Genomic DNA, 12,504 nt, shown 5'->3' with positions numbered 1-12,504 from the left:
GACGCTCTACAGGCGCAGCAGCGCGACGTGGCGGCCGCGCGGCGTCGTGACGTCGCTGAACCGGGGCGCGGTCCGGGCGAGGCGCCCGCGCGCGTCGAAGATCACGAGCGTCCCACGCTTGTGGCGCAGGCGTGCGAGGTAGCTGTCGAGCTGCGCGAGGCCCTCGCGGAGCGGGTCTTTCTGGCCCTTGCGCCACACCTTGAGCTCGAGCGCGCGCCGCTGGACGGCCCGGGCGCCGCCGGGCTTCTGGTAGGGGAATCGGACGAGCAGATCGATGCGCCCGCGGCCGACGCCATACTCGCGATCGATGGATCCGCCGCCGTTGACCGCGCGCTGGAGGAAGGCCATCAGGACGAGCTGCGGGGCGACCTCCGGATACGGCATCCCGGAGGCGAGCACCTCGCCGTGCTCGTGCCAGAAGGCGGCGAACGCGCGGAGCAGGCGCCGGAACGCGAGGCGGCCGTCGGGCAGGCGGAAGCGCTCGGGCGGGGCGTCGATCCGCTCCTCCGCCGACGAGGACAGGACGCGGGCGATCACCTCGCGGTAGATGGGGTTCGCGACGCGTAGAGGCTTGCCCTGGGCGATGAGCCCGAGATCGCGGGCATAGGAGACGTCGTCGTCATACGTATCGCCGCCGCCCTCGTACGTCCCCGCGAGCATGGGCTCGATCACGCGGCGGACGCGGGGCTCGGCGAGCTTGCTGACAAGCGAGTCGAGGTGGGTGGCGCGCGCGAGGATGAGGTGCTCCTTGGCCTTCTCGACGTGCGCCGAGGTGACGGGCTCGCTCGGCGGGATGGCGAGCTTCTCGACGATCTCGCGGCCGAGGGCGTTGACGAGCCACGGCTGGCCGACGGTGAGGTCGAAGGCCCGGGAGAGCGCCGCGTCGAGGAAGACCTGGCCGGTGTCCTCGGTGTGCTGAGCATAGAGCGCGCGGAGCTCTTCCTCCGAGAAGTCGCCGAGCCGCAGCGACTCGAGCTTGATGTTGAACGGGCTCGCGGTGCCGAGGCGCTGGGGATCGCCCCCGCTCGCGGCCTTGTAGTCGCGCACGTCGCGCAGGCCGCAGAGGATGATCGAGGCGGGGAAGTGCTCGGGGCGGCTGGGAAAGCCGGCGCGGAGCTGGCGCAGGACGCTGAGGAGGCCCTGGCCACGCAGGGCGTCGATCTCGTCGAAGATGAGGGCGAGCGGGCGCGGGCAGGCGCGCGCCCAGGCGGTGAGCGCCGCGGAGAGGAGGCCCTCGTCGCCCTCGAGGGAGAACGGCGGCGGCTGGAGCTCGGGCGGCAGCGCGATCTGCGCCGCGCGCGTGAGCTCGCGCAGGACGGCGCGCTGGGCGGAGCCGTAGTCGTCGCCGGCGGCGCTTCCCTCCTCGCAGGAGAAGAGGACGGCGGCGTGCCGACCCGAGGCGGTGAGCCGCTCGGCGACGGCGCGCAGGGCGGTCGTCTTGCCCGTCTGCCTCGGGGCGTGGACGACGAAGTACCCCATCTGCTCGACGAGCCTCGGGGCCTCGGGCAGGCGGCTCTCGGCCGGGATCATGAAGTGCAGATCGGGGCGGCACGGCCCTGTCGTGTTGAAGCGGCGCTTCACCCGCGCCAGCGTTGGGCCAGCGGCGGGGAGGACGCAAGGGCGCGGCCGCCAATCACGATCGTCGCGACTCGAGCGAGAAGGTGAAACGAATGGATCGGTGGTTCTGGATCGGGCTCGGCGGCGCAGCGGGGACCCTCGCCCGCTACGGGCTCTCGACGTGGTGCCAGCAGCGCTTCGGCGCCGAGTTTCCGTATGGGACGCTCGCGGTCAACGTGATCGGGTCGTTCTTGCTCGGCGCCATCGGAGAGATCGCCGCGACGACGGAGCTCCTGTCGCCGACGCTCCGCCTCAGCCTGAGCACCGGCGTGATGGGCGGCTTCACCACGTACTCGAGCTTCAACAACGAGACGATCCGGCTCATCGAGTACAAGTCGTGGGCCGCCGGGCTCGCCAACATCGCGATCACGCTGGTCGTCTGCTTGCTCGCCGGCGTGCTCGGGATGGTCGTCGCGAGGCGGCTGATCGCGGGCTGAAGGCGTGGAGACGGGCCGTGGAAGGCGGGCGACAGGCGCCGCCACCGCTGGTCTGACGGACGAGGATCAGCCGTCGGCGTCGAGGCTCGGCGCCGTCTCCCCCCGCGCCGGGGGTACGTCTCCCTGCGTCCCGCCGCCGGACGAGGGCTTCTCACCACCGGACGAGGGCTTCTCTCCCGCGGGCGGGGGCTTCTTGCCGGAGCTCCCGGAGCGGGCCTCGAACATCCATGCCGCCTTGTTCAGCTCGGGGACCAGGATCGCTCCATCGACCCGGCGCGCCGCGCGGAAGGCGCGGAGGATCTTCTCGATCACCACCGCGACCCTGCCGTCCTGCAGATCGAGCGCGCGCTGGGTCACCCGTCGCCCCGCGGCGATCTGGACGCTGGCGACGCCGCGCACCCGCTGCGCCGTGGCCCGGAGCGCGGCCGCGCACTCGGCGCCGACGCCGTAGTCCTCGAGGAGCTTCGCGTCCTGCGCCGGATCGGCCCTCCTGGTCTCGTCGATGAAGCTCGCGAGCGCCTCGAGGCCCTTGGCGAGGCTCTCGGGGGAGTCCGCGCGCCCCACGACGGCGTCGACCCGCGCCATGCGGCGCGCGCCGAGCGCGTTGCGCAGGCCGTCGTAGCAGAGGTCGCGCTCGCCGATGCCGTCGCGCATCGCGCTCCGCTCCTGCACCTCGAGCGCGGCCCTCGCGCCGGCCGCCTCGGTCGCCGCCGCGTCGTGCGACCGCTTCATCGCCTGGAGCCTGCCGGCCTCGGCGACGAGCAGCGGCAACAGCGCCGCGGGCATGCGCACCTTGCCGCGCTGCGCCTCGGACAGCGAGCCCAGGATCCGCCGCGCCGAGGCGACGAAGTGCGGGGCGTCATCGATGAGGCTCTGCGAGTCGATGCGCGTCCCCTCGGTGACGAGGTCCTCCTCGGGGATGCCCGCGTAGGTGCGCGCGGCGAACGCGCCATCCGCGGGGCCGAGCTCCCTCGCGAGCGCGTCGAGGGTGATGGTGGTGGATGAGACGATCGGTACCTCGGCCGGCGATGCCGCCGGCGCGGGCTTCTTGGTCTTGGAAATGGCCATGAGAGGAAAAGCTATGAGAAGGCGTCAATGAAAGGAAAGGGAGCACTCCAGCGAGCACGATCACGTCACGACGGCCCGATCCGATGAGGCGCAGGGGCGCGGGCTCACCATGCCCGCGGGACACGGCGTACAGCCGCCGGCGGGGATGCGCATGGCGGGATGCGGCGCACGCGAAGCGCAGGGTGAGCAGCGCCAAAACGGCCGGGGATCATGCGCGAGGCCGGCGGGCGAAAGCGCGGGGCGGCGGTCGCACCAGCGCACGACGTGACGGGACGCGCGCACGACGTGACGGGATGCGCGCACGACGTGACGGGATGCGCGCACCACGGGCCGGGATGCGCGCGCTACATGATGGGATGCGCGCACGGCGTGGCACGACACAAGCTCGGGCCGGAGCGGGTGTGCGCACGATGCCGAAGAAGCGCACAGGAACCCTCACACGCCGCGCGCCAGAGATGCCACGAGCCCGCGCACGACGCGGTGGGAATGCGCACACAACGCGGTGCGTCTTTTTGCTCCTCCACCCTCACTACAGGCGACGGTCGCCCGCGGAGGTTCCCGGAAGGCGACGCTCAGCGTTCGCGTTCCGCCGCGCGCAGCAGCTCGTCCCACGCCGGCACATCGAGGTTTGCGAGCGGCTGAGCGAACGCGGCGGCTCGCTGCGCGGCGGCTCGCGCGTCCCCGCTGCCCGCCCCCGCAAGGCGCCGCGCGAGCTCGCGGTGCGCTGCCACGGCGAGCACACGGCTGATGTGATCCTCGGCCGTGTCGCCGAGGAGCGTCTCGGCCTGGCGGGTGAGGTCACGCGCGGCCATGACAGCGCCATCGCCCTCCGGGTGGAGCGCACCTCGAAGCAGCTCGGTGAAGAGCAGCGCGCGAAGGCGTGATCGCCGATCCAAGCCCAAGCGCCCCCAGTCGGCGATCGGACCGCGCGCGTTGTCAAACCACGTGGCGGCACCTCCAGGATCCCCCGTGACCATCGCGAGGAGCCCGGACGTCACCGCATGGAACGCCGCTGCCCGGTGACCCCCTTCTAGATCGAGCTCCGAGCGCAATTGAACCGCTGCATGCCTCGCTCGCCTGAGGATCTTCGAGGCCCGATCCTCGTTTCCCCGAACGATCTCGACGAGCGCCACGGCGATCTCGCGACGGCTAGCGAGGCTCGCGTGCTCCGCCGGCCAGGCAGTATCCTCGACAAGGGCTTGCTCAAGCTCCCGGAGCGACGAATCGATGTTGCCGGAGAGGAACTCGATATCCGCGCAGGTGATGCGCCAGACCGCACCCACTCCCTCGAGGTGCTTCTCGTGCAGATCTTGAGAGGCCAGCGCACGGCTGTGCGCCAGCGCTCTGGCGACGCGACCGCGCTCGACCCGCCGGAGAATGTGCGACAGAAGGTTGGCGAATGGCACGTAAGTACGCCATCGATGGGTCCCTCCCTTCGGCTCCATGACGAGCAGCTGGTCGAGCAGCTCCGCATGCTCGAGGTGACCGAGGCACCACTGCACGAACGCGCTCGCCTGCCGCACGTCCGGCAACTCGATCGCGCCGGCACCCCCTCCACCGGGCTCGACGCCGACGAGCGAAAACGCCCGGTTCGCATGGACGACGGCGGCATCGGCGCGATCCTGCGCGGCCACCGCGATGGCGAGGTGCGAGAGCGCCACGGCGGTAAGTCCCGCGTCGTCGGCCTCGATGAGAGCTAAAAGGTCGGAGTAGAGCGCCTCGGCCTCGCCGAAGCGCCGCTCAGCGAGCAGCGCATTGGCGACGCGCAGCATCCGCCGCGCCCGGAGGGGCGGCGCGACCTCGGAGAGGCCGCGCTGCTCCATTGCGTGTAGCTCGCTCAACAGAGCGTCGGTCCCGCTCTGGACAAGGAAATCACTGACCCACGGCTCGACCACCAGATCGCCGCCGAAGAGCGCAAGCGGTGAGATGGCGCGCACGAGCAACAGCACGTCGCCGACGCGGGCGTTCACGCTCCCCGACGCCGTCGCTGATAAGGCGGGAAGCGTCACGCGGGCAACACCCACGAACGACAGGGACCCCTGCGCGCCGCTCTCCAGGCCGGCATCGCGCGCGCCCGCGTCCTCCTCGATGACGTACTCCCCGCTCCGGATCGACCACACATCCGGCGCCGCCGTCGCAAACACCTGTACGAGCGCGGTCGGCAGCATCACCACGACCTCACCGCGGGACGAACCGAGGACGTTGCGCTTCTCGTTCCACAGCGCGAAGAAGCGCGCCCACGCCTCCTTGTCCGCGTAGGCCGCGCGTGACGCGTCGACCAGGTGGATCGCGCCACTGAGCTCCTCGGGCGGGTCGAGGAGCGGGAGCAGGACGCGATCCGCGAGCTCGCCGTCGGTGAGCGGTGCGTCCTCGGTCCGCGCGTTGTATGGATCCAGCCTGACGAGACGGACCTCGGCACGCCCGCCCCGCGGGAGCTCCGCGGAGAGCTCAGCGACCAACTGATCCGCAGCGCGAGGGCTCGCGCAGCGCGCCAGGTACAGATGGAACCGCCGCGAGAGGGTGAGCGCCCGGATCAGCCGCGAGCGCTCCCCGCCTGCGGCGCCGGTCATGCGCCCTGCTCCAGCGCGGCGTCCCTCGCGTCCGTGGATGGATCGGCGAGTTCACGCATTCCAGCAACGGACGGATGGACGTCGACCCACTCCTCATCGTTGAGGTAACGCAGGATGATGTTGTTCTGGAGCAGGTGGTCGGCGGCCTCGCGCTCCTGATCGCTCGTGGTGATGAGCCGCTTCGTGCGCTTCACCGTCGCGAGCCACGGGATCGCACCGCTGTCGTAGACGATGCCCCGGTAGGCGTTCCCCGCGCGGTGGAGCTCCCGCTCGAGCGTCTTCCCATCGACGGGGAACGTCTCCAGCTCGAGGAGCGCCTGCAGCAGCCGAATGATCTCGCGCGGGTAGCCGCCCGACCACAGCGCGATGTCGCGGATGTGATTCCGGAGCGCGGCTTGGCCGAAGATCTCGTCGAGCGCGGCCTCGTCGATGCGCCTCTTCACGAGCTCCGCGATCACCTCGATCCCCTCGGGGTGAAGCCTACCCTCGGCGTCCCGGACCTTGATCATCGGCAGGAACAACACGGACGGTTCGACCATGCGGCGCGCGAGCGCCGGCGGGATCGTGTAGAGCACGTGCACCGGCAGCTGGAGGTAGGGCGCACCGGTGGAGAAGATGCGCTCGGCGCTCTCGAGCACCGGCTTCCAGGTGAGACTCGTGCCGCGCAGCTTCTCCAGCGAGTCGAAGAGGATGACGATGCCGGAGCGACCGAGTTTACGAGCGCGCCACTCGAGCTCCCGCAGCTCATCGTGCACGAAGCGGACGAACGTGGACGGATGCCTGGCCACGATCTCGCGGACCCGGTGGTGTACGGTCGGGTTCGTCTTCAGGTTGAGCTCTACGCCAGCCTTCGCCCCCGCGTCGACGCCCGCGGTGAGCTTGCCGATCTCCACGTCGGTCCGCGAGAGCCACGCCCACAGCCGCCGGTGAGGCCCGCCCGCCAATGAGCTGGTCGCGTCGCCCCCCTCCGCGGCCAGGACAGCACGCTCGGTGTGGAGCAGCACGAGCGCGAGCACGTCCGAGATGTCGATCTCCACGGTCAGGTCGAGGACGTCGTCCGCGTCGATCAGGACCGTCAGGAGGTTGCGCCGCTCCGGATCGGAGAGCCTGGCCGCGAGGCGCTGGATCTCGGTGCTCTTCCCTGTGCCGCGGAGGCCGGTGAAGAGCTGGCAGACCGGCGTCCTAGAGAGCTCGATCTGACGCGCGAGCTTGTTCGTCCAGTGAGCCCCGCGGACGCCGCGGACGTCGATGTCCACGTTGCGCGCATCGCCCGGCGACAGCGGCTCGTCGGGGTTGCAGCGGTTATAGAGCTCCTGGAGGCGCTCGAACTTCATCGCCGGGAAGGTACCCGACGGCACCATGCTCGGCAGGAAATTCGGGTGCATGACCGGGTACCCGAACGGGAGCCCGTCGACACCCCGGTCAGGCGATGCCGTATCAGGCGACGAGCCCGCGCTCCCTGCTCGCCTCGTCCACCCGCACGAAGCGCGCCCCTTGCCGCCGGGTCTCCTCCACGAACGCCCCCCAGCGCCTCGATCCGCCTGCCGAGCGCGACGCGGAGCTCCGGCTGATGCGGCGCGAGCGCCCTGAGGCCGTCGCCCCGGTCGAGGAAGTCCATCCCGTCCAGTTCCAGGTTGACCAGCACCTCGTCGGCGCAGGCGCGCGCCAAGAACCGCGCCCCGGTCGCGTCCGCGAGCGCCACGCTCGTACCGATCACCGGCAGCCGCGGCCCGGGCGTCGCCTGGATCGGCAGCTGGACGAAGCGCCGTGCGCAGCGCCGGTACCACGGCGGCGCCGGCCGGTACGGCCGGCGCGGCGCCCCGAGCACGCGCGGCGTGTCCAGGATCGCCGCGAGCTCACTGATGGTGAGCGGTGAGTCCTCCGTCCGGCCGCTGTACGGCTCCAGCCGCACGAGGCGAACCTCGGCACGCCCGAACCGCGGGAGCTCGTCGGAGAGCGCCGCCACGAGCTGCCCCGCCGCCCGGGGGCTCGCGCACGGTGCGAGGTATCGGTGGAGCCGACGCGAGAGCGCGAGCGCCTGGAGTAACCACGAGCGCTCTCCGCCCGCGGCGCCGGTCATACGCCCTGCTCCGGCGCGGCGTCCTTCGCATCCGGGGATGGCTCGGCGAGCTCCCGCATTCCGTCAACGGACGGATGGACGTCGACCCACTCCTCATCGTTGAGATAACGCAGGATGACGTTGTTCTGGAGCAGGCGGTCGGCGGCCTCGCGCTCCTGGTCGCTCGTTGTGATGAGCTGCTTCGTACGTTTGACTGTCGCGAGCCACGGGATCGCACCGCTGTCGTAGACCACGCTCCGGTAGGCGTTCCCCGCGCGGTAGAGCTCCCGCTCGAGCGTCTTCGCGTCGACGGGGAATGTCTCCAGCTCGAGCAGCGTCAGTAGCAGCCGCACGACCTCCCGAGGATAGCCCCCCGACCATAACGCGATCGCACGGATCCTGTCCCGGAGCGCGGTCTTGCCGAAGATCTCGTCGAGCGCAGCCTCGTCGATACGCTTCTTCACGAGCTCGGTGATGACCTCGACCCCCTCGGGGTGGAGCGTTCCTTCCTTGTCCCGGACCTTGATCATCGGCAGGAACGCCACAGGTGGCTCGACCATGCGACGCGCGAGCGCCGGAGGGATCGTGTAGAGCACGTTGACCGGGAGCCGGAGGTAAGGCGCACCAGTCGAGAAGATGCGCTCGGCGCTCTCGAGCACCGGCTTCCAGGTCAGGCTCGTGCCCCGAAGCTTCTCCAGCGAGTCGAAGAGGATCACGATGCCGGAGCGCCCGAGTTTGTGCGCGCGAGCCTCCAGCGCCCGGAGCTCGTCGTGCACGAAGCGGACGAAGGTGGACGGGTGCCTGGCCACGATCTCGCGAACGCGCTGGCGCACGGTCGGGTTGGTCTTGAGGTTGAGCTCGACGCCCACCTTCGCGCCCGCATCGATCTCCGCGCTCACCTTGCCGATCTCGACATCCGTCCGCGACAACCACGCCCAGAGACGCCGGTGAGGCTTATCTGTTAGGGCATCCTCCGCATTGCCTCCCTCGGCGACCAAAACGTCACGCTCCGTGTGGAGCAGCACGAGCGCGAGGACGTCCGAGATGTCGATCTCGACGGTCAGGTCGAGGACGTCATCCGCATCGATCAGGACCGTGAGGAGGTTGCGCCGCTTCGGATCGGAGAGCCTGGCCGCGAGGCGCTTTATCTCGGTGCTCTTCCCCGTGCCGCGGAGGCCGGTGAAGAGCTGGCAGACCGGCGTCTTGGAAAGCTCGATCTGACGCGCGAGCTTGTTCGTCCAGTGGGCTCCGCGGACGCCACGGAAGTCGATGTCCACGTTGCGCGGGTCGCCCGGCGAGAGCGGTTCGTCGGGGTTGCAACGGTTGTAGAGCTCCTGGAGGCGCCCGAATTCCATCGCCGGGAAGGTACCCGACGGCACCACGCTCGGCAGGAAATTCGGGTACCCGACCGGGCTCACGGTCGGTGCCCCCCGGCGACTCCCTCGGTCACGCGATGAGCCCGCGCTCCCTGCTCGCCTCGTCCAGCCGCACGAAGCTCGCTCCCCTCCGCGCGATCTCCTCCACGAACGCCCCCAGCGCCTCAAGCCGCCTGCCCAGCGCGACCCGCAGCTCCGGCTGGTGCGGCGCGAGCGCCTCGAGGCCGTCGCTCCGGTCGAGGAAGTCCATCCCGTGGAGCTCCAGGTTGACGAGCGCCTCCCCGGCGCAAGCGCGCGCCAGGAGCCGCGCGCCCGACGCGCCCGCGAGCGCCACGCTGCCGCCGATGACCGGCAGCCGGAGCCCCGGCGTCACCTGGATCGGCAGCTCGACGAAGCGCCGGCCGCCGCGCCGGTACCACGGTCGCCCCGGCCGGTACGGCCTGCGCGGCGCCATGAGCACGCGCGGCGTGTCCAGGATCGCCGCCGAGCCCCTCCCCTTCGCGCGCTGCACGCCCATCGCGAGCGCCTTCGCGGCGTAGTACGGCGGGCACGGGAACACCGAGGAGTCGAACGCGACCCCCACCGCGTCGAGCGCGTCGAACAGCGCGTCGCTCACCGTGTACCCCGGCGCGCGGAAGCCCGTCGGACGCCGGCCGACCGCCTCCGCGATCGCCTCGGCGCCCAAGAGGACGTCCCGCGCGATCGCGGCGCGCGGGAGCCGCGAGAGGTCGTAGCGGTGCCCGTACGAGTGGTTCTCGACCGCGTGGCCAGCGTCGCTCAGGGCGCGCAAGGCCGCGGCGCTCTCGGGGCGCGCGAGGTCGCGGCCGATCGCGAACAGCGTGACAGGGATGCCGTGGGAAGCGGCGAAATCAGCGATGCGCGGCAGCGCCGTGTCGTAGACGGCGCTCAGCGCGATCGCCGCCCCGGAGCGATCCGGGACGGCGAGCCCGTGGATGGCGAGGTAGTTCGGGACCTCGTCGAGGTCGATCGAGACGGCGGCGAGGCGCCCCCGCATCGGACCGCGTCAGCTCGCGGCCATCTTCGCCACCTCGGCGGCGAAGTCGTCCTCTTTCTTGGCGATGCCCTCGCCGCGCTCGTACCGCACGAAGCGCGTGAGCGTGAGCTCGCCGCCGGCCGCCTTCGACGCCGCCTGGAGGAGCTTCTCGATCGTCTGGCCGCTCTCGCCGCGCGACGCGGCCTCCACCGACTCCTGCTCGAGGAGCGCGACCTCCGAGTACCACTTGTTGAACTTGCCCTCGATGATCTTCGGCCACGCCGCCTCCGGCTTCGGCTTCGGATCCTCGCGGAGCTGCCCCTCGAAGATCTCCTGCTGCTTGGCCTTCAGCTCCGCCGTGACCTCGTCGCGGCGGAGGACGAGCGGGCTCATCGCGGCGGCCTGCATCGCCGTCTCGTCGATGAACTTCTGCACCGCAGGGTGCTCCGCCACGGCCTGGCTCGACGCCTCGACCGCCACGAGCACGCCGATCTTGCCGCCGAGGTGCACGTACGCGTGCGTGACGCCGTGCTTGCCCGCCGGGATCGACACGCGGTCCCAGCGGCGGACCGCGACCTTCTCGCCGATGCGCGCGGTCAGCTCGGTGGCGGTGTCGGCGATCGACTTGCCGCCAATCGAGAGCTGACCCGCGTCCGCGCCCTCGGGCGCCTTCTCGACCGCAGAGAGCACGTCGCCGACGAACTGCCGGAACGCGTCGTTGCGGGCGGCGAAATCGGTCTGGATGTTGACCTCGACCATCGTCGCGCTGCGCCGATCGGCCGCGACCACGGCGCGGACCTCGCCCTCGGTGGCGGACGCCCCGGCCCGCTTGGCGCTCTTCGCGAGACCCTTCTTCAGGATGATCTCGACCGCCTTCTCCATGTCGCCCTCGGCCTCCGTGAGGGCGCTCTTGCAGTCGCTCATCCCCGCCTGGGTACGCTCACGAAGCTCCTTGATCGCCTGCGCATTGATGCCGGCCATGGCTCTTTCTCCTTCAACCTGAACCTAGATAGGAAGAGGCCGCGCCGAGCGGCCCCCGTTCACCACACGTCCGACTGGTGTTGCACGAACGGCCCGAGCGAGGGGCGGGTCGACCCGCAGAGGCACAGAAGGCGCAGAGGCGCGAAATTTTCATTTCTGTCCCTGCGCCCTCTCTGCTCTCTCGCGGCCTCCACCCCCCGGGCGACCGGCGACGTCGTCGTCACCCCGCCGCCCGAACGCTGGGCCGCTCCGGCGCGGCTCGCGCCGCGCTACGACGCCTGCTGCTGGCGCGGGCCGCCGCCGCCGCGGCCGCCGCGGCCGCCCTGGTAGACGTTGATCTCGTCGCGCTGGCCGCGACCGCCGCCCGCCTGCGGCTGCCCGCCCTCGCCGTGATCCTTGCGGCGCTGCGCGCCCTCGACGCACGCGTCCGCGACGCGGGCCGTGATCAGCCGGATCGAGCGGATCGCGTCGTCGTTGCCAGGGATCACGAAGTCGACGAGATCCGGGTCGCAGTTCGTGTCCGTGATGGCCACGACCGGGACGTTCAGCTTGCGCGCCTCGCTGATCGCGATCGACTCCTGGTGCGGGTCGATCACGAAGATCGCCGCCGGCAGGCCGCCCATCCCCTTGAGGCCGCCCAGGTACTTCTCGAGCCGCTCGCGCTCCTTCTCCAGGCGGACGACCTCCTTCTTGAGCAGCTGCTCGTAGGTCCCGTCCTCCTTCATGCGCTCGAGGGTGCGCAGGCGATCGAGGCCCTGCTTGATCGTCCGGAAGTTCGTCAGGGTGCCGCCGAGCCAGCGGTTCGTGACGAAGTACATGCCCGCCCGGCGGGCCTCTTCCTGCACGATGTCCTGCGCCTGGCGCTTCGTGCCGACGAACAGCACGTGGCCGCCGCGGCCGACGGCGTCGGTCAGGAAGTCGTACGCGCGCTTGAAGAGCCGCGTCGTCTGGTCGAGATCGATGATGTGGATGCCGTTGCGCGCGCCGTAGATGAACGGCCGCATCTTCGGGTTCCAGCGCTTCGTCTGGTGGCCGAAGTGCACGCCCGCGTCGAGCAGCGAGCGGAGCGGGAGCGGGAAATCTCCCGGCTGGGGGGCGGCGGCCTGCATGGTGTCGGCCGCGGGGACGGATGCGGAGAAGCTGGTATCGGTCACGGCAGTGTCCTTTCGGTTGTTCCGCCGCTCCCCCTCCCGAGACCAACCCCGTGCGCGGACAGGAGCGTCCGTGCTGCCGGGGCACCGGGTCGCGGAATGCCGTGGGTGCCAGGAGAGCGTGTGGATTCGGTCGCAGCGGCAGCGAAGGCGAGGATTCAGCCTCCGCTGTCCCCCTCGTCACGAGACCGTAAGAAGGGGGCGGTTTGCTACCCCGAGGCGCCTCGCTTGTCAAGCGACGAAACCGCCGG

The 12,504-nt window shown here is 70.9% G+C and carries 10 protein-coding genes; 1 reads left to right on the top strand and 9 read right to left on the bottom strand.

Annotated features, from left to right (window positions below; translation table 11 throughout):
- Window positions 1-6: 6 nt before the first annotated feature.
- Complete coding sequence (locus WME90_RS16340; RefSeq protein ID WP_437282053.1) at window positions 7-1,581, bottom strand: ATP-binding protein; 1,575 nt, start codon at window positions 1,579-1,581, stop codon at window positions 7-9.
- Between the two features lie 89 nt (window positions 1,582-1,670).
- On the opposite strand from WME90_RS16340, the gene crcB reads away from it, so the two are divergent.
- Window positions 1,671-2,054, top strand: coding sequence for a fluoride efflux transporter CrcB (gene crcB, locus WME90_RS16335; protein WP_437282052.1), 384 nt, complete (start codon window positions 1,671-1,673; stop codon window positions 2,052-2,054).
- Between the two features lie 66 nt (window positions 2,055-2,120).
- On the opposite strand, the gene WME90_RS16330 is transcribed toward crcB, so the two are convergent.
- From WME90_RS16330 to rpsB, 8 genes are all read right to left on the bottom strand, one after another.
- Complete coding sequence (locus WME90_RS16330) at window positions 2,121-3,122, bottom strand: hypothetical protein (RefSeq protein WP_437282051.1); 1,002 nt, start codon at window positions 3,120-3,122, stop codon at window positions 2,121-2,123.
- Between the two features lie 572 nt (window positions 3,123-3,694).
- On the bottom strand, window positions 3,695-5,692 hold the full coding sequence (locus tag WME90_RS16325) for a hypothetical protein (RefSeq protein WP_437282050.1): 1,998 nt from the start codon (window positions 5,690-5,692) through the stop codon (window positions 3,695-3,697).
- Entirely contained in the window at window positions 5,689-7,077 is a 1,389-nt protein-coding gene (locus tag WME90_RS16320) for a hypothetical protein (protein WP_437282049.1), read from the bottom strand. Before WME90_RS16320 ends, WME90_RS16325 begins: the two co-directional genes overlap by 4 nt.
- The gene (locus tag WME90_RS16315) at window positions 7,023-7,772 is read right to left on the bottom strand and encodes a hypothetical protein (protein WP_437282048.1); all 750 of its coding nucleotides are present in this window, start codon (window positions 7,770-7,772) and stop codon (window positions 7,023-7,025) included. Before WME90_RS16315 ends, WME90_RS16320 begins: the two co-directional genes overlap by 55 nt.
- Complete coding sequence (locus tag WME90_RS16310) at window positions 7,769-9,169, bottom strand: hypothetical protein (RefSeq protein WP_437282047.1); 1,401 nt, start codon at window positions 9,167-9,169, stop codon at window positions 7,769-7,771. Before WME90_RS16310 ends, WME90_RS16315 begins: the two co-directional genes overlap by 4 nt.
- 28 nt (window positions 9,170-9,197) lie before the next feature.
- The gene (locus WME90_RS16305) at window positions 9,198-10,142 is read right to left on the bottom strand and encodes a polysaccharide deacetylase family protein (protein WP_437282046.1); all 945 of its coding nucleotides are present in this window, start codon (window positions 10,140-10,142) and stop codon (window positions 9,198-9,200) included.
- Window positions 10,143-10,151: 9 nt separating this feature from the next.
- Window positions 10,152-11,102: a translation elongation factor Ts gene (gene tsf / locus WME90_RS16300; protein ID WP_437282045.1), complete on the bottom strand. Its 951-nt coding sequence runs from the start codon at window positions 11,100-11,102 to the stop codon at window positions 10,152-10,154.
- A gap of 269 nt (window positions 11,103-11,371) precedes the next feature.
- Complete coding sequence (gene rpsB / locus WME90_RS16295) at window positions 11,372-12,256, bottom strand: 30S ribosomal protein S2 (RefSeq protein WP_437282044.1); 885 nt, start codon at window positions 12,254-12,256, stop codon at window positions 11,372-11,374.
- Window positions 12,257-12,504: the final 248 nt, after the last annotated feature.

The organism is Sorangium sp. So ce375 (assembly GCF_051473855.1).
GTDB lineage: Bacteria > Myxococcota_A > Polyangia > Polyangiales > Polyangiaceae > Sorangium.
Note: the sequence above shows the minus strand (reverse complement) of the source record. Positions and strands in the feature narration are given on the sequence as shown.

Excerpts from the sequence above, each read along its gene's own strand:
- crcB (WP_437282052.1), top strand. The coding sequence starts at position 1,671 with ATGGATCGGTGGTTCTGGATCGGGCTCGGCGGCGCAGCGGGGACCCTC.
- WME90_RS16330 (WP_437282051.1), bottom strand. The coding sequence starts at position 3,122 with ATGGCCATTTCCAAGACCAAGAAGCCCGCGCCGGCGGCATCGCCGGCC.
- WME90_RS16325 (WP_437282050.1), bottom strand. The coding sequence starts at position 5,692 with ATGACCGGCGCCGCAGGCGGGGAGCGCTCGCGGCTGATCCGGGCGCTC.
- WME90_RS16320 (WP_437282049.1), bottom strand. The coding sequence starts at position 7,077 with ATGCACCCGAATTTCCTGCCGAGCATGGTGCCGTCGGGTACCTTCCCG.
- WME90_RS16315 (WP_437282048.1), bottom strand. The coding sequence starts at position 7,772 with ATGACCGGCGCCGCGGGCGGAGAGCGCTCGTGGTTACTCCAGGCGCTC.
- WME90_RS16305 (WP_437282046.1), bottom strand. The coding sequence starts at position 10,142 with ATGCGGGGGCGCCTCGCCGCCGTCTCGATCGACCTCGACGAGGTCCCG.
- tsf (WP_437282045.1), bottom strand. The coding sequence starts at position 11,102 with ATGGCCGGCATCAATGCGCAGGCGATCAAGGAGCTTCGTGAGCGTACC.